The 24,971-nt window shown below is 72.0% G+C and carries 22 protein-coding genes and 2 riboswitches; of the genes, 12 read left to right on the forward strand and 10 right to left on the reverse strand.

From position 1 onward, the window contains the following. Nucleotides 1–20 precede the first annotated feature (20 nt). Complete coding sequence (locus WHN02_RS02610; RefSeq protein WP_434741888.1) at nt 21–1,325, reverse strand: AI-2E family transporter; 1,305 nt, start codon at nt 1,323–1,325, stop codon at nt 21–23. 156 nt (nt 1,326–1,481) lie between these two features. On the opposite strand from WHN02_RS02610, the gene WHN02_RS02615 reads away from it, so the two are divergent. Next, nucleotides 1,482–1,820, forward strand: a complete 339-nt coding sequence (locus WHN02_RS02615; protein ID WP_350894630.1) for a GroES family chaperonin — start codon at nt 1,482–1,484, stop codon at nt 1,818–1,820. Between the two features lie 68 nt (nt 1,821–1,888). Further along, nucleotides 1,889–2,056: a hypothetical protein gene (locus WHN02_RS02620; RefSeq protein WP_434741889.1), complete on the forward strand. Its 168-nt coding sequence runs from the start codon at nt 1,889–1,891 to the stop codon at nt 2,054–2,056. Between the two features lie 36 nt (nt 2,057–2,092). On the opposite strand, the gene WHN02_RS02625 is transcribed toward WHN02_RS02620, so the two are convergent. Continuing rightward, nucleotides 2,093–3,829 carry a PrsW family intramembrane metalloprotease gene (locus WHN02_RS02625; protein WP_434741890.1) on the reverse strand — a complete coding sequence of 579 codons (1,737 nt, stop codon included), beginning with the start codon at nt 3,827–3,829 and terminating at the stop codon, nt 2,093–2,095. Nucleotides 3,830–3,852: 23 nt separating this feature from the next. Beyond that, a riboswitch (SAM riboswitch) is annotated at nt 3,853–3,974 on the forward strand. Nucleotides 3,975–4,020: 46 nt separating this feature from the next. On the opposite strand from WHN02_RS02625, the gene WHN02_RS02630 reads away from it, so the two are divergent. Beyond that, entirely contained in the window at nt 4,021–5,298 is a 1,278-nt protein-coding gene (locus WHN02_RS02630) for an aminotransferase class V-fold PLP-dependent enzyme (protein WP_434741891.1), read from the forward strand. 12 nt (nt 5,299–5,310) lie between these two features. On the opposite strand, the gene WHN02_RS02635 is transcribed toward WHN02_RS02630, so the two are convergent. Next, complete coding sequence (locus WHN02_RS02635) at nt 5,311–6,567, reverse strand: FUSC family protein (RefSeq protein ID WP_434741892.1); 1,257 nt, start codon at nt 6,565–6,567, stop codon at nt 5,311–5,313. 116 nt (nt 6,568–6,683) lie between these two features. Between WHN02_RS02635 and WHN02_RS02640 the strand changes: the two genes are divergently transcribed. After that, nucleotides 6,684–8,084 carry an FAD-binding oxidoreductase gene (locus WHN02_RS02640; RefSeq protein WP_434741893.1) on the forward strand — a complete coding sequence of 467 codons (1,401 nt, stop codon included), beginning with the start codon at nt 6,684–6,686 and terminating at the stop codon, nt 8,082–8,084. 240 nt (nt 8,085–8,324) lie between these two features. Here WHN02_RS02640 and WHN02_RS02645 read toward each other — a convergent pair whose 3' ends face one another. Then, entirely contained in the window at nt 8,325–10,154 is a 1,830-nt protein-coding gene (locus WHN02_RS02645; RefSeq protein ID WP_434741894.1) for a glycerol-3-phosphate dehydrogenase/oxidase, read from the reverse strand. A gap of 167 nt (nt 10,155–10,321) precedes the next feature. Between WHN02_RS02645 and WHN02_RS02650 the strand changes: the two genes are divergently transcribed. Then, on the forward strand, nt 10,322–12,742 hold the full coding sequence (locus WHN02_RS02650; RefSeq protein WP_434741895.1) for a S8 family serine peptidase: 2,421 nt from the start codon (nt 10,322–10,324) through the stop codon (nt 12,740–12,742). Between the two features lie 136 nt (nt 12,743–12,878). On the opposite strand, the gene groL is transcribed toward WHN02_RS02650, so the two are convergent. After that, nucleotides 12,879–14,501, reverse strand: coding sequence for a chaperonin GroEL (gene groL / locus WHN02_RS02655; protein WP_350894638.1), 1,623 nt, complete (start codon nt 14,499–14,501; stop codon nt 12,879–12,881). A gap of 274 nt (nt 14,502–14,775) precedes the next feature. Beyond that, nucleotides 14,776–15,618, reverse strand: a complete 843-nt coding sequence (locus tag WHN02_RS02660; RefSeq protein WP_434741896.1) for a hypothetical protein — start codon at nt 15,616–15,618, stop codon at nt 14,776–14,778. Nucleotides 15,619–15,657: 39 nt separating this feature from the next. Between WHN02_RS02660 and WHN02_RS02665 the strand changes: the two genes are divergently transcribed. After that, nucleotides 15,658–16,158 carry a hypothetical protein gene (locus WHN02_RS02665; RefSeq protein ID WP_434741897.1) on the forward strand — a complete coding sequence of 167 codons (501 nt, stop codon included), beginning with the start codon at nt 15,658–15,660 and terminating at the stop codon, nt 16,156–16,158. 45 nt (nt 16,159–16,203) lie between these two features. Here the strand turns inward: WHN02_RS02665 and WHN02_RS02670 are convergent, their stop codons facing one another. Next, nucleotides 16,204–16,404, reverse strand: coding sequence for a cold-shock protein (locus tag WHN02_RS02670; protein ID WP_350894640.1), 201 nt, complete (start codon nt 16,402–16,404; stop codon nt 16,204–16,206). A 298-nt stretch (nt 16,405–16,702) separates the two neighbouring features. On the opposite strand from WHN02_RS02670, the gene WHN02_RS02675 reads away from it, so the two are divergent. Further along, the gene (locus WHN02_RS02675; RefSeq protein ID WP_434741898.1) at nt 16,703–17,329 is read left to right on the forward strand and encodes a GNAT family N-acetyltransferase; all 627 of its coding nucleotides are present in this window, start codon (nt 16,703–16,705) and stop codon (nt 17,327–17,329) included. 86 nt (nt 17,330–17,415) lie between these two features. Here the strand turns inward: WHN02_RS02675 and paaN are convergent, their stop codons facing one another. The 3 genes from paaN to thrC form a co-directional block, all read right to left on the reverse strand. Beyond that, complete coding sequence (gene paaN / locus WHN02_RS02680) at nt 17,416–19,089, reverse strand: phenylacetic acid degradation protein PaaN (protein ID WP_434741899.1); 1,674 nt, start codon at nt 19,087–19,089, stop codon at nt 17,416–17,418. A 52-nt stretch (nt 19,090–19,141) separates the two neighbouring features. After that, nucleotides 19,142–20,161, reverse strand: coding sequence for a GNAT family N-acetyltransferase (locus WHN02_RS02685; RefSeq protein ID WP_434741900.1), 1,020 nt, complete (start codon nt 20,159–20,161; stop codon nt 19,142–19,144). A gap of 289 nt (nt 20,162–20,450) precedes the next feature. Beyond that, nucleotides 20,451–21,734 carry a threonine synthase gene (gene thrC, locus WHN02_RS02690; protein WP_434741901.1) on the reverse strand — a complete coding sequence of 428 codons (1,284 nt, stop codon included), beginning with the start codon at nt 21,732–21,734 and terminating at the stop codon, nt 20,451–20,453. Between the two features lie 13 nt (nt 21,735–21,747). Continuing rightward, a riboswitch (SAM riboswitch) is annotated at nt 21,748–21,887 on the reverse strand. 157 nt (nt 21,888–22,044) lie between these two features. Between thrC and WHN02_RS02695 the strand changes: the two genes are divergently transcribed. The 5 genes from WHN02_RS02695 to WHN02_RS02715 all read left to right on the forward strand — a co-directional run bounded on the left by WHN02_RS02695 (nt 22,045) and on the right by WHN02_RS02715 (nt 24,966). Then, the gene (locus WHN02_RS02695) at nt 22,045–22,230 is read left to right on the forward strand and encodes a hypothetical protein (protein WP_434741902.1); all 186 of its coding nucleotides are present in this window, start codon (nt 22,045–22,047) and stop codon (nt 22,228–22,230) included. A gap of 96 nt (nt 22,231–22,326) precedes the next feature. After that, on the forward strand, nt 22,327–22,953 hold the full coding sequence (locus tag WHN02_RS02700) for a hypothetical protein (RefSeq protein WP_350896322.1): 627 nt from the start codon (nt 22,327–22,329) through the stop codon (nt 22,951–22,953). Nucleotides 22,954–23,369: 416 nt separating this feature from the next. Then, on the forward strand, nt 23,370–23,690 hold the full coding sequence (locus WHN02_RS02705) for a hypothetical protein (RefSeq protein ID WP_434741903.1): 321 nt from the start codon (nt 23,370–23,372) through the stop codon (nt 23,688–23,690). 133 nt (nt 23,691–23,823) lie between these two features. Then, complete coding sequence (locus WHN02_RS02710; RefSeq protein ID WP_434741904.1) at nt 23,824–24,222, forward strand: Rv0361 family membrane protein; 399 nt, start codon at nt 23,824–23,826, stop codon at nt 24,220–24,222. A 171-nt stretch (nt 24,223–24,393) separates the two neighbouring features. Continuing rightward, nucleotides 24,394–24,966 carry a hypothetical protein gene (locus WHN02_RS02715; protein ID WP_434741905.1) on the forward strand — a complete coding sequence of 191 codons (573 nt, stop codon included), beginning with the start codon at nt 24,394–24,396 and terminating at the stop codon, nt 24,964–24,966. Nucleotides 24,967–24,971 lie beyond the last annotated feature (5 nt).

The raw sequence follows: 24,971 nt of genomic DNA on the forward strand, positions 1-24,971 counted from the left end.
CCCGGGCTTGGGTCGGTGGGTCAGGGGGCCTTGGCGGCCACCACCACGGCGTCCGGCGGGGTGTCCGGGACCCGGCGGGCGGCGAGTCGACGGACTGCGGTGTTGATCACCGCGATCACCGGCACCGCGATCACGGCACCGGTGATGCCGGCGAGGACCACACCGGCGGCGACCCCGATGACCACGGCGAGGGGGTGGATGGCCACCGCCCGACCCATGATCAACGGCTGGAGGACGTTCCCCTCGATCTGCTGCACCCCGATCACCGCGGCGAGGATGATCAGCGCGGTGACCGGCCCGCTGTCGACCAGCGCGACGAGCACAGCCACCGCCCCGGACAGGGTCGCCCCGACGATCGGGATGAACGCGCCCAGGAAGACCAGGGCGATCAGCGGGAAGGCGAACGGGATGTCGAAGGCCACCAGGAAGATGCCGATACCGACCGCGTCGATGAACGCCACCAGGATGGTGGCCCGGACGTAGGCACCGAGCGTCTCCCAGGAGGCCCGCCCGGCGTCGTCGACCTTCCACCGGGCGGCCACCGGCAGCAGCCGGACCAGGAAACGCCAGATCCGGTTGCCGTCGCGCAGGAAGAAGAAGGTGGCGAAGATCGCCAGCAGCGCGCCGGTCAGCACCTCGGCCACGGTGGCGGCGGTGGCGAGCGCACCGCTCGTCAACGAGCTGGTGTTCTCGTTGACCCACCGGGTGCCCTCGTCGATGTACTGGTTGAGTTGGTTGTCAGACAGGTGCAGCGGCCCGGTCCGGAGCCAGTCCTGGATCTGCCGGACCCCCTCCGACGACCGCGCGCTCAGCTCCGGAACGCCCTTGATGAACTCGTTCACCACCAGGGTCAGCGTGCCCACCACTGCGGCCAGGCCGCCGACCAGCACCACCGCGGTCGCCAGCGACCGGGGGAACCGGGCCCGCAGCAGCCACCCGACGGCCGGGGCGAGCAGCGCCGAGAAGAGCAGCGCGATCACCAGCGGGACGATCACGATCTTGACCCGGCCGACGATCCCGAGCAGCGCCCAGGCGACGACCCCGACCACGATGAGTCGCCAGGACCAGGCGGCGGCGATCCGTAGGGCGTGCGGGACGTCCGAGTCGTCCCGGCTCGCGGTGGTGTGCAGCGTCGGCGGTTCCGGGGGTGCACTGACCACCGTCGCGGTCGGCGGAGCCACCGGCCCCGGCGACGTCGGCTCGGCGATCTCGGCCTCCCCGGGCAGGTCAGGTGAGCGGGTACGACCCGCGCGCACCGAAGCCTTACCCGACTCGTAAGCGCGACGCAGCCGTTCGCGTACCCGCTCGAAGCGGCTCAAGCGCACCTCCTGGCGTGAGAACCGGCCGCTGACCTTGGCGGGACATGCAGAAAGGTACGCCCGCCAGCAGCAACCGTACGGTAGTTGCACCACCCTGTGCCCAGGGTGAGCTCGGCGCAACCCCTCAGGCCACCTGTCGGGCGGCACGGTACCGTCTGCGACGTGACAGCGGACCAGAACCTCGACGCCGGCCTGCCCATCCGACTCCTGCACGACCGGGTGCTGGTACGGATGGAGGGCAGCGACGGTGAACGCCGCTCCACCGCCGGAATCGTGATCCCCGCGACGGCAGCCGTGGGCAAGCGGCTCGCCTGGGCCACGGCGGTCGGCGTCGGCCCCCACGTCCGCTCGATCGTCTCCGGCGACCGGGTGCTCTTCGACCCGGACGACCGCTCCGAGGTAGAGCTGCACGGTCGGGGTTACGTGCTGCTGCGGGAGCGGGACGTGCACGCCGTGGCCGCCGAGCGGATCGAGGAGAACTCCACGGGCCTGTACCTGTGACGTTCGGCTGTTTGCGTCCCTCCTTCGTGGGAAGCCAGGCTCATCCGCCTGGTCCTGGGGAGGGACGAATGCCGGTAGTCGTGAAGAAGGTGCTGGCCTGGAGCCTCCTCGCGTTCCTGATCTACTTTCTGGCCTTCCGCCCGGACGCTGCGGCGGAGATGTTCAAGGCGATCGGGGCCGCGCTGGTGGCGATGGCCCAGGGACTCGGCGACTTCCTCACCGGCCTGATGACCTGAGCCGGCCCCGGTGCGACCGGGACCGGCTCGGTGTCGTCACTGCGACCAGGGGTCGGGCGGCGGTGACCCCGGCCGACAGGACTCCGGACCGTGGCCCGGATACGGACCGGACTGCGGACCGTGGCCGGGATACCGGCCGTGGCCGGAAGGTGGACCGTAGCCGGGCGGTGGACCGTAACCCGGGTAGGGACCGTGGCCCGGATAGGGACCGTGGCCGGAGTGGGGACCGTATCCGTGGGGCTGGCCGTAGCCGGGAGGCGGGCCGGGTGGGGTCAGTACCACCGGGATCGGCACCACCGGCTCGCCCGGGGCGTCGACCTCCCGCTCCGCTCCGTCCGGGAACCGGAGCAGGTACCGCTGCCCGTTCCAGACACCCACCGGCACCTGCGGGTCCCGACCGACGAAGTGGGACCGGTACCGGGCGATCGAGTCGAGCAGCTCCCGCTCCTCACGGGCGGTCCGCTCCTGGTCGGCCGGCTTACGGTCGAGCCCCCGGCGCATCCCGTCGCGCAGCAACGCCAGGCGGGTGGCCGCGAACTGGTACCCGCGCATGGCCCGCGCTCCGCTGTCCCCCGCGACCCGTCGGGCCCAGGTCCGGGCGGCGTGCCGGCGACCCAGGCTGCCCAGCGCCGCCACCTCGGGCGGGGTGAGCCAGCCCGCCCTGACGTACTCGGGCAGGGTCCGCTCGGTGAGCCGACCCTCCCAGGCCCGGACCCAGATCGCCAGGCCGACCATGGCGAAGAAGATCGGGAACATCACGCTGACGAAACCGAAGAGCGCGATCACCGGCTGGCCGAGTGCCTGCCCCAGGGTGGGCAGCAGGTTCCAGGCGCCGTGCAGCATCATCGCCAGCAGGAGACCGGCCGCCGGGGCCAGGAACCGGACCCGACGATCGGCGGTACGGGCCGCGATGCCCAGCCCGATCCCGGCCATCGAGGTGAACAGCGGGTGGGCGAAGCCGAAGAGCAGGATCCGGACGATGAAGATGGCGATGACCTGCTGCGCGCCGGTGGCCGGGCCGTACTCGTTGACGCCGGTGGCGTAGCCGTACCCGCCCAGGTAGAGGATGTTCTCCACCATCGCGAAGCCGACCGCGGAGAGGCCACAGTAGACGAGTCCGTCGGTGATCCCGGACCACTCCCGGCGACGGAAGATCAACAGCAGGATCGGCCCGAGCGCCTTCGTCAGCTCCTCGATGAACGGGGCGACGAGCACGGCGGTGAGCGCCGCCGGCATCTCCCACCGCTCAAAGAGACCGGCCATCGTCTCGTTGACGGTCAGGGAGGCGGCGGTCGAGACGAAGGCCCCCCAGGCGAAGCAGAAGACCAGGTACTTCAGCGGCTCCGGCTCGTACCGGTCCAGCCAGAGGAAGGCGCCGACCAGGACCGGGACCGGCAGGATGGCGGCCGCCAGCCCGATCAACAGCGCCTCGGCGCCGAGGCTGGACCCGAGTTGGATCACCATGAACAGCGCACAGGCGGCGATCAGCAGGACGACCCCGGCCAGGACCAGGAAACGCCGTAGCCCCAGACGCCGCCGGGGCACCGAGTCGTTCCCGCCGGGCGTGGAAGAACCGGGCGCAGGAAAACCGGGCGCGGGGTGACCGGGCGCAGAGTGACCGGGCGCCGGAGCCGAGCCCTCGGTGGGCCGGGACGGCGGATAGCCCGGGTACGGCCCGCCGGGCGGGTTGGACGACGACGGTGCAGACCCGTCGGGCGGGGTGACGGACATGCGGTCAGCGTAGCCACCCACGGCCGCACCGGCGTGGCGCATTCATGGGCGCTATGCTGAACCCGGGTCACGAGCGCCAGCGTCAAGCCCCGGTTTGCTGGCCGGCAACCCTCGTCGAGGTTCGCGGTGGGGTGCCCCGGGTGATGACCTGGTCCGGCCGCATCCGTGTGCCGGGCAAGCGCGGACCCCGTCCCCTGTGCTCACCCGGGGTCCACTGACCCCGGAGGTTCGTCGTGTCCGCTCGCCTCACCCCCGTCGCGCCCACCACGCCGCCGTCGACCGACCCGGCCGGACCGTTGAGCGTGTTGGGCGTACCCGGTCAGATCAACCTGGACCTGGCTGCCAGCGCACCCTGCGCGCAAGCCGCAGCCGACGCGGTGGCCGAGCTCCTTCCCTGGTACGCCAGCGTGCACCGGGGCACGGGGGCGCTCTCCCGGCGCTGCACCCTCGCCTACGAACAGGCCCGGCAGACGGTGGCCGACTTCGTCGGCGCCCGCGCCGGGGACCACGTCGTCTTCACCCGCAACACCACCGACGCACTCAACCTGCTGGCCCGGGCCCTGCCCACCGGTACGGCCGTGGTGACCTTCACCGGCGAGCACCACGCCAACCTGCTGCCCTGGCCGGCCGACACCCTCCGCCTCCCGGTCCCCACCGACCCGCAGGAGGCGGTACGGTCCCTGGCCGCCGCCCTCGCCGACCTGCGGGACCCCGCCGGGCACCCGGTTCCGGCCGACCGTCCGGTGCTGGTGGCGGTGACGGCGGCGAGCAACGTGACGGGTGAGGTGTGGCCGGTGGCCGAGTTGGCCCGGGTGGCCCGCCGGCACGGGGCCCGGATCGTGGTGGACGCCGCCCAGCTCGCCCCGCACGCCCCGGTCGACGTCGACGCGCTCGACGTGGACTACCTGGCGCTCTCCGGTCACAAGCTGTACGCCCCGTTCGGGGCCGGGGTGCTCGTCGGCAGGGCCGACTGGCTGGACGCCGCTGCGCCGTACCTGGCCGGCGGCGGTGCCACCGCCTCGGTGGGCGAGAGCTGTCACGACGTCAGGTGGAACACCGGACCGGCCCGGCACGAGGCGGGCACCCCGAACCTGCTCGGCGCGGCGGCCCTGGCCGCTGTCTGCGCCGCGTTCGAGGCCGCCGACCGGTCGGCCCTGCACGACCGGGAGCAGGCGCTGCTGGCCCGGCTGCGCACCGGACTGGCGGCGCTGCCGCACGTGGTGGAGCTGCGCACCTTCGCCCCGGACGCCCCCCGCGTCGGGATCGTCTCCTTCGTGGTCGCCGGCCGGGACTCCGGCGAGGTCGCCGCCCACCTGGCGCAGGAGCACTCCATCGGGGTCCGCGACGGGTTGTTCTGCGCCCACCCGCTGGCCCGTAGGCTGCTCGCCGACGCGGCGGCCCGCAGCGGACGGTCGGATCTGCCTCCCACCGCGGTACGGGCCAGCATCGGCCTGGGCACCACCGAGGCGGAGGTCGACGAGCTGGTCGAGGCGCTGGCCGCACTCGGCTGACCGGCGGTCGGATCAGCCCAGGGGCGGGGTGGTCGGCGGGTTCGGGGCGGTGTTGTGTTCGGCCGGCTGTTCGGCGCTCTCGGAGTCCCCGAAGGCCTCCCGGATCAGCCGGTTCGCCTCCTCCTGTTCGACACCGGAGGCCACCAGGAGGTCGCTGGCGGTGGTCCGGACCTGGGCGACCACCACACTGCCGGAGAACCCGACCCCCTCGGTGTACGCCCGACCGGCCTCGCTGACCGCGCGCAGGGACCGTTCCCGGGCCCGTTGGGGTTCCTCGCCCACCGCGAACTCGTGGCGGAGCAGGCGTACCGACTCGGCGAGGTGGTCGACGGCGTCCGGCATCGGCTCGGGGATCGCCTCGTCGTCCTCGATCAGGGTGACCGCCCGGCGGATCAGGGTGCCGCTGTTGCGCATCGCCCGGTCGATCGGGTCGGCCGCCTCCGCGTAGTGGGTCAGCTCGCTGCGCCGGTGCCAGCGGGCCGGTGAGATGGTGATGGTCTCCTTCGCCCCCTCGATGGCCTCGACGAAGTCGGTCAGCTCCCCCTTGTTGTCCCGAAGGCGTTCCAGGGCCTGTTGGACGGCCTCCCGGTCCCGGTCCCGCAGCGCGGAGGCGGTCCGCTCCAGTTGGTCGGCGAGCAGGTCCATCGCCGGGCGGGCCGCCCGGTTGATCACCCGGAGCGGGTTGAGGGGGAGGAGCAACGCGGTCACCAGGAGCGCGGTGCCGCCGCCGACCATCGCGTCGATGAACCGGGGTATCTCCAGCGTCTTCGCCGAAGGGTTGAGCGTGACGATCAGGACCGCAGTCGCGGCGGCCTGGATCACCACCGCCACCGAACCGCCGAAGAAGATGGTCACCAGGATGGCCAGGGTGACGATCACACCGAGCTGCCAGGCCCCGGTGCCGACGAGGTAGACCAGCAGGTCACCCACTGCCACTCCGGCCCCCACCCCGAGGATCAGCTCCATGGTCCGGCGGAACCGCTGACCCACCGACGCGGCCAGGGTGCCGACCGCCGCGATGGGGGCGAACACCGGCTGCGGGTTGCCGAGCAGGTCCCGCGCGATCAGCCAGGACAGGGCGGCGGCCAGCCCGGCCTGCAGGGCCAGGACGGCGGTGGACCGGAGCCGGTGCAGGCGGTCCTTCAGGGTGGCGTGGCCCCGATGCTTCAACTCGCCCATCGCCTCGGCGATCCGCGCCCCGTCGACGTCGACCCCACCGTCACGCATGGATGCACGTCGCAGCAGGGAGGGTCGCCGGTCTCGGGCCATGGACGGGACTACCCGTACGGCTCGGGGTGAATCCTCGCGGACCAGGAGTCACCCGGCACCCGTGGACGGTGACCGACGCCTGGCGGGTGGTACGAGCCGGGGCTAGCCTTCCCCGCATGCCCGGAACCCCCCTGATCACCGAGTTGCGTGCCGCCCTCGGCGCCGACGCCGTGCTGACCGACCCGGACCTGCTGCGGATGCACCAGCGGGACGAGGCGGACCTCTGCGCCGCCGGGACCCCTGCGGTGGTGGTCCGGCCCCGCACCACCGAGGAGGTCGTCGCCGTGGTCCGCGCCGCCGCCGGACACGGCGTACCGGTGGTGCCGCAGGGTGCCCGCACCGGGTTGGCCGGGGCGGCGAACGCCGTCGACGGCGCGGTGGTGCTGAGCATGGTGGCGATGGACGAGATCCGGGAGATCGACCCGGTGTCCCGGATCGCCGTGGTGCAGCCCGGGGTCGTCAACGCCGCGCTGGCCCGGGCGGTGGCGGAGCAGGGGCTCTACTACCCGCCCGACCCGGGCTCCTGGGAGTCGTCGACGATCGGCGGGAACGTCTCCACGAACGCCGGGGGTATGTGCTGCGTCAAGTACGGCGTGACCACCGAGTACGTCCTCGGCCTGGAGGTGGTGCTCGCCTCCGGCGAGGTGCTGCGCACGGGTAGGCGTACCGCCAAGGGTGTCGCCGGATACGACCTGACCCGCCTCTTCGTCGGCTCGGAGGGCACCCTCGGGGTGATCACCGAGGTGACTGTGGGGCTGCGTCCGGCCCCGGAGCAGTCCCTGACCCTGGTGGCGGTCTTCGACTCCGTCGCCTCGGCGGGCGACGCGGTGGCCCGGATCGCCGCCCAGGGGCTCACCCCGAGCCTGCTGGAGCTGCTCGACCGCACCCACCTGTCGGCGATCGAGGCGTACCGGCCGATGGGACTGCGTACCGACGCCGAGGCGTTGCTGCTGGCCGCCGTCGACACCGGTGTCCGGGCCCCGGGCGACCTGGCCCGGATCGGCGAGGTCTGCACCGCCGCCGGTGCCGACGAGGTGTACGCGGCCACCGACGCGGTGGAGGCGGCGGCCCTGCTCCAGGCCCGGCGACTGGCCCACCCGGCGATGGAGCACTTCGCCGCCCGGACCTACCCGCAGGGCAACGGCGGCCTGGTCATCGACGACGTGGCGGTGCCCCGGGCGGCCCTGGCGGCGCTCCTGGACGGGGTGGCCCGGATCGCCGTCGAGTGCGACGTGCCGATCGGGGTGGTCGGGCACGCCGGGGACGGCAACATGCACCCCAACATCGTGGTGGACCGCGCAGACCCGGACAGCGTGGCGCGCGGGCGACGGGCCTTCGACGAGATCATGCGACTGGGGCTCGCCCTGGGCGGCACCTGCACCGGCGAGCACGGGGTCGGACTGCTCAAGCGGGACTGGCTGGCCGAGGAGATCGGCCCGGTCGGCGTCCGGGTGCACCAGGCGATCAAGTCCGCCCTCGACCCGGCCGGCCTCCTCAACCCCGGCAAGGTGCTCTGAGTCACAGCGTCGACACCCGTTCGACATGAACCCCGACCCCTGCCGGACGTCACCCCCGGCGTGCCCGCGCCTCGGAGTCCACCCGATCCGACGACCTGGCGACCGGGCACCTCCCCGATCCGACCACGACCTCGGTCGTCGCCCGGCTGCACGCCACGCCGATCCGAAGCAGTCCCCCGCCCCACCAGGGGGAGAGTCACCGGGGCCGCCCCGTCTCGCCCCCGCCGGCACTTCCGGGGGTCACCAGCCGGCGTTGACCTGCGCCGGGTCGCCGTCGCCGCCCCGGTCGGCGGAGAAGCCACGGACGTCGGGAGCCCCGAGTCGGGCCGCGTCGGCGGTGGCGTCGTCGGGCATCGTCTGCGACTGCCGTTCCGCCAGGACCCGGGCCCGGTAGTGGGCCACCTCGCGGTCCCGGGTGGCGGCGTCCCAGCCCAGCACCGCGCCCATCAGCTCGGCGGTGTGCTCGGCGGAGTCCAGGCCACGGTGGGCGGTCTCGAAGGAGATCCGGGTACGCCGGGTCAGCACGTCCTCCAGGTGCAGCGCCCCCTCGGCCCGGGCCGCGTACGTCACCTCGGCGGCCAGGTACTCCGGGGCACCGGCCAGCGGGGAGGCCAGCAGCGGGTCGGCGTCGATCAGGGCGAGCAGTTCCAGGGTGAGGGTGCCGTACCGCTCCAACAGGTGCTCCAGCACCCCGACCGGCATCTGGTGTCGACGGGCCAGGTCGGCCCGGTCCCGCCACATCGCCGCGTACCCGTCGGCGCCGAGCAGCGGCAGGTCGGCGGTGCGCGAGGGGCGTACCCCGCCGAGCCGCCGGGCCGCCCGGTCGATGACGTCGGAGGCCATCACCCGGTACGTCGTGTACTTGCCCCCGGCCACCAGGAGCAGCCCGAGCATCGGCTCGAAGACGGCGTGGGTCCGGGAGAGCTTCGAGGTGGAGTCGGCCTCGCCGGCCAGCAGTGGTCGCAGCCCGGCGTAGACCCCCTCGATGTCGTCTGTGGTCAACGGCCGCTCCAACACCGTGTTGACCTGGTCGAGCAGGTACGCGATGTCCCGCGCCGAGGCGGCCGGGTGGGAGCGGTCCAGCCGCCAGTCGGTGTCGGTGGTACCGATGATCCAGTGCCCGCCCCACGGGATCACGAAGAGCACCGAGGTCGGGGTCCGCAGGATCAGCCCGGTCTCTCCGGTGATCGCCGAACGGGGCACCACCAGGTGCACCCCCTTCGACGCCCGGACCCGGATCCCGGGGCGCAGCCCCACGTCGTTGAGCATCCGCGACATGTCGTCGCTCCACACCCCGGTGGCCGCGACGACGGTACGGGCGCGTACCTCGAACTCGGCGTCCGGGGAGTTGGGCGGTGCCTCCAGGTCACGGACCCGGACCCCGGTGACCTCCCGGGCCTGCCGGACCAACCCGACGGCGCGGGCGCTGGTGACCACCGTGGCACCCATGCTGGCCGCCGTGCGGGCCAGGGTGACCACCAGCCGGGCGTCGTCGACCTGCCCGTCGTGGTAGCGGATCGCCCCGGCCAGGGCGTCGGTCCGCAGGCTGGGGAAGATCCGCCGGGCCCCCTCCCGGGTGAGGTGCCGGTGCAGCGGCATCCCCCGGCCACCGCCGACCAACCCGGCGAAGGTGTCGTACGCGGCCACCCCGAGGCCGTAGTAGGCCCGCCGCCACGCCCGGGCGGGCAGGCTCCGCGCCCCCTGCCCGGCGGGGAGCGGGACCAGGATCGGCACCGGGCGGACCAGGTGCGGGGCCAGCCGGGTGGCGAGCAGCCCCCGCTCGGTGAGCGCCTCGTGGACCAGACCGAACTCCAGCTGCTCCAGGTAGCGCAGGCCCCCGTGGATCAACTTGCTGGACCGGCTGGAGGTGCCGGCGGCGTGGTCGCGGGCCTCGACCAGGGCGACCTTCAACCCCCGGGAGGCGGCGTCCAGGGCGGCACCGGCCCCGGTGACCCCACCCCCGATGACGAGGACGTCGAACCGTTCCGCCCGGAGACGGCGCAGGTCGGTGGCGCGGCGGACAGGGGAGAGCTGACCGGCGAGGGCGCGGGAGACGTTGGGGTCACGCACCCGTCCACCGTAACGCCGTGACCCCGGGGCGGCATGTGCCGCCCGGCCCGTACTGTCAGGACATGGCGGCCGGTCACCCCCCACCCGCAGGCGCACCGGTACCGGGTCCGTACGGTCCCGGACCCGGTGGATTCCCTGGTCACTCGGGGGTGTGGCCACCCGGGTCGATGCCGGCCCCGGCGCGCCCCCCGAGCCCCTGGGCGGTGGTGGCGGCGGTTCTGGTGGGGCTCTGGACAGTCGGGTTCGTCACGTTCAGCCAGGCGGCCGGCTGGTTGGTCGACCAACTGCTGCTCGCCACCGGCCTGCACCGGGTGGTGGTCCTCTGGCCCGGGCTCGCCGTGACGAGCGTCGTCCTGCTCGGCACCCCCGCGCTGCTGCTCGGCCTGATCCCCCGGTCGGCGGCGGTCCGGGCCACCGGGTGGGCCTGGGTCGGCGCGGCCTTCGCCCTCGGCGGGCTGGTCCTGCTCCGGGCGATCCCCCCGGTGCACCACGAGGCGTACCTGGCCGCCCTGGCCGTCACCGCCGCCCTGGCGGCGTGGGCCCTGGGCCGGCTGCTGCACCGCGCCCGCCGGACCGACCCCGCCGCGCCACCGCACCCGGCCGACACCGGGACCGGGGAGAGGGGACGGCGGCCGACGGCGGTGACCCTGCTCGCGGTCGCGGCCGGGCTCCTCCTGCTGCTGCCCTGGATCTGGGTGGGTGCGCTCGGCGGGTTGCTGGAGACCCTGCTCGCCGTCGCGGCGGCGGCGGCCGTGGGCACCCTGGCCGGGGTGCTGCTGGCCCCGGCCCTGTGGGAACGCTTCACCGTCGGCACCCCGCCCCGACCGGCCCGGATGGTGCTCGTCGGTGGCCTGGTCGCCGGGGTCACCCTCCTGGTGGTCGGGGCGGGGACCGGCCAGTCCGGTGCCCAGCTACCGGCGCTGTGGACGCTCCCGCCGACCGGGTTCGTCCTGGCCGCGCTCCGGGCGGTGGCGTGGCGTACCGGTCGGACCGCCGACCGGGCCCCGACCCGCTGGCTGGTCGGGCTCGTCGTGCTGGGTCCGCTGGCCTTCACCGACCCGGAGGAGGTCACCCTGCTGTTGGCCGACGGCCGGGACGTCCCGTTCTGGGTCGCGACGGCGACCGCCGCCGGGCTCGTCGTCGCACTGCTGCTCGCCCTCGGGTACGGCGTCGCGTTCGGTCGGTCGCGCGGGTTCACGCCGGACCGGCGGGTGGCGGGGGTGACCGCCGTCGCGGTGCTGGCCGGGGTCGCCGTCGTCGGTGTCGGTCTGGGTCAGCCCGGCCTGCACGGCGAACGGCTCCTGGTGGTCCTCCGCGAGCAGGCCGACCTGACCGGCGTGCCGGGCGGGGTGCCCGGTCGGGCCGGCCGGGACGCCCGCGCCGCCGAGGTCCACCGACGGCTGGTCGCCACTGCCGACCGCACCCAGGCGGGGCTGCGCCGGGAGCTGACCCGGCTGCGGCTGAACCACACGCCCTACTACCTGGTCAACGCGATCGAGACCGACGGCGGCCCGGCGGTGCGGGCCTGGTTGTCCCGCCGCCCCGAGGTGTCCCGGGTCCTGGTGAGCCAACGCCTACGGCCGGTACCCGTCCCCGCCGCCGCCTCCCGGGGCGACGAACCGGCCCCCACCGGCCCGGCCTGGAACGTGTCCCTGATCGGCGCCGACCGGGTCTGGTCGGAGTTCGGGGTGACCGGCGCGGGGGTGGTGGTGGGCAGCTCCGACTCCGGGGTGGACGTCGCCCACCCGACCCTCACCGACGGGTTCCGGGGCGGGGCGGACTCCTGGTACGACCCGTGGAACGGCACTCGCACCCCGTCCGACCGCAGTGGACACGGCACCCACACGCTGGGCAGCGCGGTCGGTCGCAACGGCATCGGGGTGGCCCCCGACGCCCAGTGGACCGGGTGCATCAACCTCGACCGGAACCTGGGCAGCCCCGGTCACTACCTGGACTGCCTCCAGTTCATGCTGGCACCCTTCCCCGCCGGTGGGGACCCGTTCACCGACGGTCGACCCGAACGCGCACCGGAGGTGCTCACCAACTCGTGGGGCTGCCCGTCGATCGAGGGCTGCGACCCGGGGGTCCTCCAGCCGGCCACCGCAGCGCTGGAGGCGGCGGGGATCCTCGTGGTCGCCGCCGCCGGCAACACCGGCCCGTTCTGCGGCTCGATCCAGGACCCCCCGGCGCCGTACCCGGACGTGTTCACGGTCGGGGCGGTGGACCGGCAACGCCGGGTGACCCTCTTCTCCAGCCGTGGATCGGCGGCGGACGGGCGGGCCAAACCCGACCTGGTCGCGCCGGGTGCCGGGGTGCTCTCCGCGATGCCCGGCGGGGGGTACGCCTCCCTGGACGGCACCTCGATGGCGGCTCCGCAGGTGGCCGGGGTGGTGGCGTTGATGTGGTCGGCGAACCCGGCTCTGGTCGGTGACCTGGACCGGACCCGGCAGATCCTGCGAGACACCGCCACCCCCGCCCAGCCGACCTACCGTTCCCAGGACCGGACGGACCGGTGCGGTGGGGACGCCGCCATCACCGGTGCCGGCCTGGTCGACGCCTACGCCGCAGTCCGGGCCGCCCGAGGCTGACCCGCACTGTCGATGCGGGCGACGGCTCCGGACGCCGTGTCATCCGCCACCTGCCCCGCCGCCCCCTGTACCGCAGAGACGGAACGGGGCGGGCCGCGTCAGCGGCCCGCCCCGTTCGGCGTTGGTGAAGCTGGACTCAGAAGTCCATCTCCCCGCCACCCGGAGCAGCCGGGGCGGCCGGGTTCTTCTCCGGCTTGTCCGCCACGACGGCCTCGGTGGTGAGGAAGAGCGCGGCGATCGACGACGCGTTCTGCAGCGCCGAGCGCGTCACCTTGGCCGGGTCGATGATGCCCGCGGCCAGCAGGTCGACGTACTCACCGGAGGCGGCGTTGAGGCCGTGCCCGGCGTCGAGGTTGCGGACGCGCTCGACGACCACGCCACCCTCGAGACCCGCGTTGACGGCGATCTGCCGCAGCGGGGCGTCCAGGGCGATCTTGACGATCTGGGCGCCGGTGGCCTCGTCGCCGGTCAGGTCCAGCTTGTCGAAGGCGCTCTTGCCGGCCTGCACCAGCGCGACGCCACCACCCGGGACGATGCCCTCCTCGACGGCGGCCTTCGCGTTGCGGACGGCGTCCTCGATGCGGTGCTTGCGCTCCTTCAGCTCGACCTCGGTGGCCGCGCCGACCTTGATCACCGCAACGCCACCGGCCAGCTTGGCCAGCCGCTCCTGCAGCTTCTCCCGGTCGTAGTCGGAGTCACTCTTGTCGATCTCGGCCCGGATCTGGTTCACCCGGCCCTGGATCTGGTCGGCGTCGCCGGCACCGTCGACGATGGTGGTCTCGTCCTTGGTCACCACGACCTTGCGGGCGCGGCCCAGCATCTCGACGTCGGCGGCGTCCAGCTTGAGGCCGACCTCCTCGCTGATGACCTGGCCACCGGTGAGGATGGCGATGTCGGTCAGCATGGCCTTGCGGCGGTCACCGAAGCCCGGCGCCTTGACGGCGACCGACTTGAAGGTGCCCCGGACCTTGTTGACCACCAGGGTGGCCAGGGCCTCGCCCTCCAGGTCCTCGGCGATGATCAGCAGCGGCTTGCCCGACTGCATGACCTTCTCCAGGATCGGGAGCAGGTCCTTGACCGAGGAGATCTTGCTGTTCGCGATCAGGATGTACGGGTCGTCGAAGACGGCCTCCATACGCTCCGGGTCGGTCATGAAGTAGGCCGAGATGTAGCCCTTGTCGAAGCGCATACCCTCGGTGAGCTCCAGCTCCAGCCCGAAGGTGTTGCTCTCCTCGACGGTGATGACGCCTTCCTTGCCGACCTTGTCCATCGCCTCGGCGATGATCTCGCCGACGCTGGTGTCACCAGCGGAGATGGAGGCGGTGGAGGCGATCTGCTCCTTGGTCTCGACGTCCTTGGCGAGCTTGGACAGCTCCTCCGAGACGTTGGCGACCGCAGCCTCGATGCCCCGCTTCAGGGCCATCGGGTTCGCACCGGCGGCCACGTTGCGCAGACCCTCGCGGACGAGGGCCTGGGCCAGGACGGTCGCCGTCGTCGTGCCGTCACCGGCGACGTCGTCGGTCTTCTTCGCGACCTCCTTGACCAGCTCGGCGCCGATCTTCTCGTACGGGTCCTCGAGCTCGATCTCCTTGGCGATGCTCACACCATCGTTGGTGATGGTGGGGGCACCCCACTTCTTCTCGAGCACGACGTTGCGGCCCTTGGGGCCGAGGGTCACCTTTACGGCGTCGGCGAGCTGGTTCATGCCCCGCTCGAGACCGCGGCGAGCCTCTTCGTCGAAGGCGATAATCTTGGCCATACGGCGTTGTCCTCCTGGACACTCACGGGCCACCCGAGTGTGTGTCCCGGATGGGCCGCCTGGTGTACGCACCTTGGGACGTCGCCGTCGCGTGACAGCGACATCCGTCGGCCGGGCCGGATAGCCCGCGACGACCGGCCACGTCCCGTCCGCCATCCACAGAGACAGCGCACGATCGTGGCCCTACCGCCCCGACCATTGGCACTCACGGTATGCGAGTGCCAAGGACTTGTTTAGCACTCTCCCCTGCCGAGTGCAAGCACGATGCGCGCCCTCACCCGAGTTCAGCCGCGAGTCGGGCGCTGTCCACCGGCCCCTCGTGAATCCGTTGCTCGGCATAGGTGACCACCAACGCGACCTGCTGGAACAGGTACGCGGGCAGGGTCAACACCGATGCCGCGGCGGTGACCGCCAGGGCACCCACGGCAGCCCCCGGCGAGGCGATCGGCCAAGCCAACGGAGCCTCGTCGAAGGCCTGCATCCCGATCTGCCGGAACAGGTCGACAGTCAGGGGTATCCCGATCACCACCACCGCCATCAACGCCAGCCGACCCACCAGCATCCCGAACCGGGAGGAGTGGAACATCTGGAAGGAACGCCCGATCGGGTTGCTCCGCTCGAACAGGTAGACCGGACCGGCAAGGCTCAACGCGGCGGCGAGGTAGATGCCGGGCAGGAAGCACAGGCAGATGCCGACGAAGACCAGCAGCCCGACCAGGAGGGTCCAGCCCCACAGGCCGGGGGCCCGGCTCAGTCCGTACCGCAGGGCCGACCCGAGGGTCACCGACCCACCGACCGCCTGCCGGGTGATCACCCAGGTCCCCGCCGCCCAACCCACGCTCTGCAGGAGACCGATGAGGATGGCGGAGGCGGTGATGGTCGTGATGAAGATGCTCATGTCACGCAGGAGACCGTCGGGCAGCGCCGTCGTCTCGCTCGTCACCTGCGGGGTCGTCAGACCGAGCGCCGGCCCGAGGGCGAGGACCAGGACCGCCATGATGATCGCCGGCAGGACCTGGGTGATCAGGAGCAGCGGCAGCAACACCGTCCAACCCCGGCGGACCACCCCGATGCACCGGCTCCACCAGCCGCTCAACTCGCCGCCGGGCGGGTTCACCAGCGGGTCGTTAGGGTTCCAGCCGTACCCCGGTCCGGGATGGGCAGCTCCCGGGTACGGCGCGTGCCCTGCTCCGGGCGGCAACTGACCCGGGTACGCCGCCCCGGGGTACGGCTGGCCGGGGTACGGAGCCTGCCCCGGGTGGCCCGGCTGTTGACCCGGGTAGGAGGGCTGCTGACCTGGATAGGACGGCTGCTGGCCCGGGTAGGACTGCTGTTGACCCGGGTGGCCCGGCTGCTGGCCCGGGTAGGAGGGCTGCTGGCCCTGGTGGCCCGGATGCGGGGTCTGATCCGAGTACGCCGGCAACCCCGAGTGCGGGGTGCTCCCCGGGTAGGGAGTCGACCCCGGGTACACCGGCTGCCCGGAGACCGGCGGCTGCCCGTGCGGGTCCGACCCCGGGGCCGGGTGGCCGAACGGGGGGCTGGGCGGCCCGGGCGGCGGTTGGTCGGTCATGAGGCCTCCTCAGCAGCAACGGCTGGAACGGCTCATGATCCTCCCCGGCGAACGCCGGACACGCATCCCCGCAGGCGGATGGGATGAGATCTCCACCGCCGACCGGGGGCGTGCCGGCCCCGGCGGTCCCGATCAGACGGCGCGTACCCGCTCGGCCTGCGGCCCCTTCTGCCCCTGTGCGATCTCGAACTCGACTCGTTGACCGTCGTCCAACGCCTTGTAGCCGTCCATCTCGATGGCCGAGAAGTGAACGAAGACGTCCTGCCCGCCGTCCACGGCGATGAAGCCGTAGCCCTTCTCGGCGTTGAACCACTTCACGGTGCCCTGTGCCACGGTGCACTTCCTCACTCTGCACGGCGCTGGAAAGCCCTCGGTCGCGGTGGACACGGCCGAGCATCGGACCACCGATTCCGGGTCGACGATGACTGTCGAAACAGGCGATCGAAAACGCACGGTACACGAGGCGTGACAAAGTCGCACGACCACAAAAAGGGCAAATGACGCCGATCGCCGACCGATGTGCATCGGCAGGCGTCGCTACGGTATGCATGCCCACATGACGACCGTTTCGGGCAGCACGAATCGCCGCCGAGCCGTCGTCCATCGGATACGTCCGACGGACGCTGCCCGTATGCGGGCACTGCGCCTGGAGATGCTGGCCGACTCGCCCCTGGCTTTCCTGGAAACCGTCGCCGAGGCGGCGGCCCGGCCCCACGCCGACTACGCGGCCCGGGTGGCGTACTGCTCGACCGGTCCGGAGGTGGCCCAGTTCGTGGCCGATCCGGTGCCGACGACGTACGCGCTCGACTCCGGCACCCCGACGCCGACGAACCCGGCGGCGGACCGGGTGGCGAACCCGGCGGCGGACCGGGCAGCGGACCGGGTGGCGAACCCGGCAGACGACCGGTCGGCACCCCGGACCGCCAACGGGCTGCCGCGCCGCGTCCCCGAGCGGCACCGTCGACTCGTCGGGCACGCCGGCGGCACGGTGCTGCCCGGTGAGCCCGCCGTCACGGTGGTCTTCGCCGTCTACGTCACCCCGGCCTGGCGCGGCAGTGGACTGCTCGCTCACCTGATCGACGGGGTGGCCACCTGGTCACAGGCGTGCGGTCGCCCGGAGCTGATGCTGGAGGTGGTGGTCGGCAACGACCGGGCGGTCCGGGCCTACCAGCGGTTGGGCTTCGTCGACACCGGGGTACGCGTCCCGCACCCGAGGATTCCCGAGCTGACCGAGATGCAGCTGCGCCGCTCGGCCTGACCCGTCCACCCCGCGGCCCGGGGCACCCGCTGCCGGTGGACGCGGAAAGGGGCCCCTTCTCCAGAGAAGGGGCCCCTCCTCACACGTCAGGCGGGGCGGCGGGACTGGACGATCCGGAACCGGTTGGCGACGTACGCGCCGTCGGTCAGTGCGGAGTTGGCGGCCGGGTTGGCCCCGCTGCCGTGGAAGTCGGAGAAGGCCGCCGACTGGTTGACGAAGACCCCTCCGGTCAGGTTGGCCGACAGGTGCACGCCGACCTCGACGGCGGCGGCCTCGGCGGCGTCCAGGACGGCGGGGTCGGTCGAGTAGACGGCGGCGGTCAACGCGCCCTTCTCCCCCACCGTGGACTTCAGCAGCTCCAGGCTGTGGGCGGTGGAGTCGGTGGCGATGACGAACGAGATCGGCCCGAACCACTCCCGGCCGTACGTGTCGACGGCGTCCGCCGGGAGCTTGACCAGGGTCGGGGTCCGGACCACGGCGTCCGGGAAGGCGGGATGCTCGACCGCCCGGGAGGGCAGGACGGTCTCACCGACGCCCGCCACCTCGGCGAGGCGCTCCAGGACCCCCTCGTTGACGATCGCCCCGGTCAACTCGACTCCCCGGGCCGGGTCGGCGGTGATCTTGCCGATCGCACCGGCGATCCCGGCGGCCACCTCGTCGAGGCTCTTGTGTCCCTGGTCGGTCTCGATGCCGCCGGCCGGGACGAGGATGTTCTGCGAGGTGGTGCACATCTGTCCGCTGTAGAGGGTCAGGGTGAAGCCGAGGTTGCGGCACATCCCGGCGAAGTCGTCGGTGGAGTCGACCACCACCGCGTTCAGCCCGGCCTTCTCGGTGTGGACGGCCGCCTGCCGGGCGTTCGCCTCCAGCCAGTCGCCGTACTCGGTGGAACCGGTGAAGTCGACGATCCTGACCGCCGGATGCAGGGCCAGGGTGGAGGCGAGCTTCTCGCCGGGGGCCTCGGGTGCCAACAGGATCAGGTCGGGGTCGAACCCGGCCTCGGCGAGGACCTCGCGGGCGTACCGGACCGTGATGGCCAGGGGCAGCACCGCCCGGGGGTGCGGCTTGACGATCACCGGGTTCCCGGTGACCAGCGAGGCGAAGAGCCCGGGGTACGAGTTCCAGGTCGGGAAGGTGTTGCAGCCGACGACCAGTGCCACTCCGCGCGGCACCACGTGGAACCGCTTGGTCATCCGCAGCGGGTCGCCCTTGCCGGCGGCCTTCTCCCAGCCGGCCGTCCCCGGGTGCCGGGTCATCTCGGCGTACCCGTAGGCGAGCGCCTCCAGGGCGCGGTCGAAGGCGTGCGTGCCGCCGGCCTGGAAGGCCATCACGAAGGCCTGACCGGTGGTGAACTGCACCGCGTTGGCCAACTCGAAGACGTGCTCGTGGAGTCGGGCGAGGATCTCCAGGCAGACCCCGGCCCGGGCCTGCGGACCGGCGTCCCGCCAGGTCGGGAGCGCGGCCGAGGCGGCGGCGACCAGGGTCTCCGCGTCGGAGTGCGGGTACCGGACCCCGAGCTTGAGCCCGAAGGGACTGGACTCGGTGGCGGTCCGGTCACCGGTACCGGGCTGGTCGAGGGGGAAGTCGCCGTCGAGGTACGCCTCGAAGGCGGCCTTCCCGTCGGCCGCGGCGGTCTCGCCGTACACCCGGGGGCTGGGGGACTCGGGGTACGCGGACCAGTAGCCCCGGTCGGTGATCGCGGTGAGCGCCCGGTTGAGGGTGTCGGCGTGCCGGTCGTACAGGGGGTGCGGGGTCTCCGTCATGCCCGCCATCATGCAACAGATGGCGGCCACTTCTGTAGACCGGTGTCACAAGTCAGAGGGTCTGTTGCCACTCGGTCCAGGCGTCGACGGCCCGGAACCCCATCCGCTCGTTCACCGCGATCATGTGGTTGTTGACCTCCGCGTTCCAGGTGTCGACGTACCGGAGCCCGGGTTCGCGGGTGAGGACGTACCGCAGATTTGCGATCTTGGCGAGAAGGCCGAGCCGACGGCCCCGGTGCTCCGGGTCCACGATGGTGATCTGCTGGTAGGCGTGCCAGGGCGTCGAGGCGCTGAACTCCAGGACGGTCCAGGCGACGACCCGGCCGGAGGCCACGTGTCGAACGCCCTGCTGGTACCGCCGGTGTCCGCGCAATTCCAGCGCCCGCTCGGTCCCCCGGACCCGGTCGGCGTCCACCTTCTCCGGCTCCCACCCCAGGTCACCGAGGGGGACGTCCATCAGGATCCGGCCGTCCAGGTAGACGATGTCGGCGAGGTGCTCCGGCGGGGTCTCCCCGCCCCAGCGGACCAGTTCGTACCCGGCGGCGCGGGTCTGCGCCTCGGCCGCCGCCGCGTCGAGCCCGGCGGAGTCCAGTCGGTGCAGGTCGAGCCGACGACGGACCTCCAGCAGGGCCGGGCTCGCCCCCATCGCGGTGGCGAAGGCCGTGCCGGAGTCCGGCCGGGCCTCACCCCCGGGGAGCGCCGACACGACACCGAAGATGACCTTCTTACGGCCGTTCTCGCGAGCCAGCCCCAGCCCGTGCCCGTGCAGGACCCGCCCGACGCCCCGCCGCCGGTACGCCGGGTCGACGACCAGCTCGATGGTGGCCAGGTCGTGGTTGTCCAGCTCGTGCAGTTCCAGGCTGAGGTACCCGGCCGGTTCGCCGTCGAGCCGGGCCAGCGCCCAGAGCTGCCGACGCCCGGGCATCGGGTGCCGGACGGTGCCCTCGAAGGACTGCCGGCACAGGGGCGGGAGGTCGGGGACGTCCACTCGCTCGGCGGCGGCACCGATCCGGTACGCCGCCTCGATCGCCGCCGGATCGTCGGCGTCGAACGGACTGATCGTGATGGCCATACGTCGTAGCCTGCGGCAGGAACGAACTTCGGGCCAGCGATTTACTCGCTGGCCCGAAGGAGGTTGGTCGGGAGGGACGATCGCACAACGCCTCCGGCGTTGGGGTCGCAAGAACTCGAAAGTCTTCGGCGAAACGCCCTCCCGCACCGGCAATCCTGCGCCGTCCGAAACCGGGCGTCAACCCCTAGGCGGCAGGTTTTTCGTACTCAGGGCGAAAAACCGGTTACCCGCCGGATCGGCCGTATCCCCCATACAGAGGACAGCGCACCCTCCGGGTGGACGACCCGGGTCAGCCGAGCAGGCCGGCCTGCCGGGCCGCACGCAGGGACGGCTTGATCCGGTGGGTGGGGCCGACCTCACCGGCCACCGCGTCGATGGTCTTCAGCCCCTCGCCGGTGTTGAACACCACCGTCTCGGCGGTCGGGTCGAGCCGACCGGACTCCACCAGCTTGCGCAGCACCGCCACCGTCACCCCACCCGCCGTCTCGGCGAAGACCCCCGTGGTACGGGCCAACAGCCGGATCCCGGCGCGGATCTCGTCGTCGTCGACGTACTCCATCCACCCGCCGGTCCGGCGGACCGCCTCCAGGGCGTACAGGCCGGCGGCCGGGTCGCCGATGTTGAGCGACTTGGCGATCCCGGTCGGCCGGACCGGGGTGATGGTGTCGGTGTCGGCGTGCAGGGCGGTGGCGATCGGGTTGCATCCGGCGGACTGGGCGCCGAAGACCTTCCACCCGTTCGGCGGGGCCTCGACCAGGCCGATCTCCACCAGCTCGCTGAACGCCTTGTCGACCTTCGTGAGCAGCTCACCGCTGGCCATCGGGATGACCACCTGCGCCGGGATCCGCCATCCGAGCTGCTCGGCAACCTCGTACCCGAGGGTCTTGGAGCCCTCGGCGTAGTACGGCCGGACGTTGACGTTGACGAACGCGGTGTCCTCGAACTCGTCGGTCTCCACCAGCTCACCGCAGAGCCGGTTCACGTCGTCGTACGAGCCGTCGATGGCGACCAGTTCCCCGCCGTACACGGCGGTGGTGAGGATCTTGCCGGGCTCCAGGTCGCCGGGGATGAAGACGACCGACGGCGATCCGGCCCGGGCCGCGTGGGCGGCGACCGAGTTGGCCAGGTTCCCGGTGGAGGCACAGGCGAACCGGGTGAACCCCAGCGACCGGGCGGCGGTCAGGGCCACCGAGACGACCCGGTCCTTGAACGAGTGGGTGGGGTTGGCGCTGTCGTCCTTGACCCAGAGGTCAGCGGTGATGCCCAGTTCGGCGGCGAGGTTCCCGGCGGCGACCAGCGGGGTGAACCCGGGGTCCAGGGTGACCCGGGTCGTCGGGTCCTGCCCGGCGGGCAGCAGGGCGGCGTACCGCCAGATGTTCTTCGGTCCGGCCTCGATCTGCTCGCGGGTGACCCGACCGAGCGCGGCGAGGTCGTAGTCGACCTCCAGGGGGCCGAAACACTCGAAACACGCGTGCTGGGCGGCGAGCGGGTAGCGCGCGTGACAGGCCCGACAGACCAGAGCGCGGGCGGGGCTGGTGGTGGTGTCGATGCCGGAGGCGAGGGTCGACGTCATCAAAGATCGTTTCCTCTCATCTTTCCCCGCATCGCACCCTGCGGCGGGGACGGAATTGGCACCTGCCCGCGGTCCGCTCGTCGGCGAGCGTCATGGTGCGGGTGGTTGCCGGGGCGTCGTCGGGCCGTATCCCTCAGCCCCTCTGGATGAGGTATTCAGTTGTGCCGCCGAGTCTACGACCGGCGGCGACCTCCGCCACCCGGCCTTCCCACCGTGTGAGCCGCACCCGGTGACGGATCGGTCACACCGAAGACGCTGAGTGTCGCAGTGGCGACTCAAAGCGAGATTTCGATCCACCTGTTTCGATAGAGTGTGCCGCGAACAGACCGAGCAGACCCTCGTCCGCCTGCGTGCCGTCGCCGCCGGAACCGGGCATCCGGCGCTCACCGAGGCGATCGGGCGCGCCGAACAGAGCCGGCAACGTCTCGGCGAGGCGCTCCACCTCATCCAGGGCAGCTCCGATGCCGCCCGCAACTACATCGGCGTCCTCGGGTGACCGCTGCGGTCACCCGGGGTCGCTCGTTGACCGACTGAGCCGCAGCCGGACAGGGCGACGACCGAGCCCACCGGCCTCCGCAGGGAGGGAGCCAGCGTGCCAGGTGTGATCGTCCCCGTCGGTTTCAGCCTCGGCCCACAGCACCGGTACGTCCGTCCGCCCGACCTCGTACCGGAGACCTTCGAGGTCCACCTCGGCGGTGACGTGGTGGACCTGACCGAGGCAGAGCTCGGCGCGTACGGCTTCGCTCACCTCGACGTGAGGGCACACTCGAAGCTCCAGGTCGACCGGACGCAGCTGGTCCGCACCATCAGCGCCGCACCGGATCCGAGTCCCGACGTCGAGGAACTGGTGGCCGGTCTGGTCCGCCGGGGCCTGCTGCTGGAGTTCGACCCGGACGGCCCGTTGGAGCCGGTGTTCCGCAGGTACCGGCTCTTCCCGACCGCCGAGGGGCTGGGCACCACGCCCGAGGAGCCGGAGTACCACCGGATGGGCCACCACGGGCAGCCTCGGGTCGCGGTCCACAACACGGCCTACGTGATGTGGGCGTTCTCCTTCCTCCACCCGAACCTCTGGGCGGCCTGCGAGTATCTGGCCGCCCAGGACGACGAGGAGGACGTCGACCGGGGCGACGCCCACGAGATCGCCCAGGAGGTAGCGGCGAACCTACCGATGATGGTCGCCACCCAGTGCGCCTTCCTCGACCCCGTGATCGAGTGGTGAACCATCGCCGCAGGCGGAATCAGCGGCAGGAACAGGAGTCGTCCTTTCTCCGGCTCTGGAGGTTCGAGGGCCCCAAGGAGGTCCTGGGAAAACTGCTGGAGCTGGGTGGGATGGCCGGTGGCGCCTACACCGCGACGTTGGTGAACGAACAGGATTGGTCGACAAACCCTGCGGGAATCACCATGACCGGCGGGGTGGCCGGTTTCCTCCTGGGAGCCGCCGCGAAATCCGCCCTGGTGGCGGCCCTCGACAAGGTCCGCGACCGACCTCGACCGGGGAACGGTCGGTCGACCGCGAGCCCTGCCGAGTCACCCGCCACCCGCCCCCCGGACGCGCCGACGATCCGGGCCGTGGGGCGTACGACGGACCTGGGTCGATCGGAAGCCCGGCTGTCGCCTGAGGTACCCCGTCCACCGGTGGGCGAGCGACGGCTGTCGAACCGACGTCGCTACGCCGGACGTAACCGGGTCGCCGCGAGCATCAGCGTCGGCAGCCTGAACGCCGAGCTGGAGGCGGTCATCGACCTGATCGACCGCAACCACCAGCACCTCGTCGGTGTCGTCGACCGGTTGGCCCGCAACCATCTCACCCTGATGGGTGCACTGGCCGGCGGAAACCCGACCCTGCTGCGGCTGGTGGACGGACGGGTGACCGGAGCCCGCCGGGCCATCGAGGAAGCGTGCACCCTGCTGCGCGGCTCCCGCGACCAGGTGCGCGGCTACCTTCGGACCATCTGAAGGGTCCGGGGACCCGACCGCAAGTCCCCTGGGGGCGGCTCGTTAACCCCGGGTGGCCTGGGGTTTCTACGCTGCCAAGGTGACTTACTATCCTCCACCCGGAATGCCCGGCCCCCCGCCGAAGAAGAGTGGGATGGGCGGGACCGCCAAGACTTTGATCATCGTCGGGGCCATCGTCGCCCTACTCTGCTGCGGCGGCGCTGTCGGCGGTGGCTTCTGGCTGTTCCGCACCGTCCAGGACGCCACCGCAGGACCCCGGGACGCCGTCACCGGCTATCTGGACGACGCCAACGCCGGCAACTACCCGGCCGCCTACGACCGGCTCTGCGGAGCGCTCCGCAACCGGGTCACCGAGGAGCAGTTCGCCCGGGAGTGGGCCGCCGAGCCGGACAAGGGCAGCTACCGGATCACCAACACCTCGGTACGCACGTCCAACGGCAACAGCCGGGCCGAGGTGCACGTCTCCTGGGACAGCGAGGCCGAGGTCTTCCAGGTGGTCCAGGAGGGCGACCAGTGGCGGGTCTGTAGCTGACCGGCACAACGGACGAAGCCCGACCGACCGCGCCGGCTGGAACCACTGCATGTCAGACTCCAGCCGGCGCGAACGCCGGTTCGGCGTGGAGCAGCCCAGGTAACTCGGACACGGCTCGACCTCAGGCGAATGCCAGCACTCCGACGGCTCTCGTCCAGCGAGTCGGATCTCATGATCACGACCATCTTCGATAATGTGCGACTCTCGTACGCGAGTGAAAGCGCCTCGCCTCTCGATGGCAGCAGTCAGCCGCAGAAGGGCACGGATGTGAGTCGGCAGATGTCGCAGTTGATGACGGCCGCCAACCTCGGCGCCCTCCTGTCGCCGCTTTCGAAAGCCGTCACCGTGGGTGGTGTCACCTGGGCCACCAAAGGCTCCGTGATCAAGAACGGAATCATTCGAGTCGATACTGCCATCAGCGCGCTGACCCCTTGCCGACTTCGCATGACCGTCAACGAACTGAAGCCGAGCGAGCCCACCCTTCAGTATCTCATCGGCGATGGGCGATGGGGATTCTCCGCCCGCAGGTTGTGCCTGAACACCCCACATCGCCCCTTCCCTGGCACCCACAAGCACCGGAGTGAGCCCGGCGGGGGTGACGAGAAGGCCTACGAACCTGACGACATCCCCTTCGCCCCGTTGCAACCAAGGGTCGCACCCGGCACGTACCGTGCGATCCTGGAAGCCTTCGCTGCGGAGTGTTTCATCGCGATCGGGGACGACTTCATCTGGCGAGAGCCGTGAGGAGG

The sequence above is a fragment of the Micromonospora sp. SH-82 genome (assembly GCF_051132485.1).
Classification (GTDB): Bacteria; Actinomycetota; Actinomycetes; order Mycobacteriales; family Micromonosporaceae; genus Micromonospora.

What these genes read in the sequence shown, in the direction of transcription:
- WHN02_RS02620 (WP_434741889.1), top strand. Translation starts at nt 1,889, where the DNA reads ATGCCGGTAGTCGTGAAGAAGGTGCTGGCCTGGAGCCTCCTCGCGTTC.
- WHN02_RS02625 (WP_434741890.1), bottom strand. Translation starts at nt 3,829, where the DNA reads ATGCGCCACGCCGGTGCGGCCGTGGGTGGCTACGCTGACCGCATGTCC.
- WHN02_RS02635 (WP_434741892.1), bottom strand. Translation starts at nt 6,567, where the DNA reads ATGGCCCGAGACCGGCGACCCTCCCTGCTGCGACGTGCATCCATGCGT.
- WHN02_RS02640 (WP_434741893.1), top strand. Translation starts at nt 6,684, where the DNA reads ATGCCCGGAACCCCCCTGATCACCGAGTTGCGTGCCGCCCTCGGCGCC.
- WHN02_RS02650 (WP_434741895.1), top strand. Translation starts at nt 10,322, where the DNA reads ATGCCGGCCCCGGCGCGCCCCCCGAGCCCCTGGGCGGTGGTGGCGGCG.
- groL (WP_350894638.1), bottom strand. Translation starts at nt 14,501, where the DNA reads ATGGCCAAGATTATCGCCTTCGACGAAGAGGCTCGCCGCGGTCTCGAG.
- WHN02_RS02665 (WP_434741897.1), top strand. Translation starts at nt 15,658, where the DNA reads ATGGGCAGCTCCCGGGTACGGCGCGTGCCCTGCTCCGGGCGGCAACTG.
- WHN02_RS02675 (WP_434741898.1), top strand. Translation starts at nt 16,703, where the DNA reads ATGCGGGCACTGCGCCTGGAGATGCTGGCCGACTCGCCCCTGGCTTTC.
- paaN (WP_434741899.1), bottom strand. Translation starts at nt 19,089, where the DNA reads ATGACGGAGACCCCGCACCCCCTGTACGACCGGCACGCCGACACCCTC.
- WHN02_RS02685 (WP_434741900.1), bottom strand. Translation starts at nt 20,161, where the DNA reads ATGGCCATCACGATCAGTCCGTTCGACGCCGACGATCCGGCGGCGATC.
- thrC (WP_434741901.1), bottom strand. Translation starts at nt 21,734, where the DNA reads ATGACGTCGACCCTCGCCTCCGGCATCGACACCACCACCAGCCCCGCC.
- WHN02_RS02710 (WP_434741904.1), top strand. Translation starts at nt 23,824, where the DNA reads ATGGGCGGGACCGCCAAGACTTTGATCATCGTCGGGGCCATCGTCGCC.
- WHN02_RS02715 (WP_434741905.1), top strand. Translation starts at nt 24,394, where the DNA reads ATGATCACGACCATCTTCGATAATGTGCGACTCTCGTACGCGAGTGAA.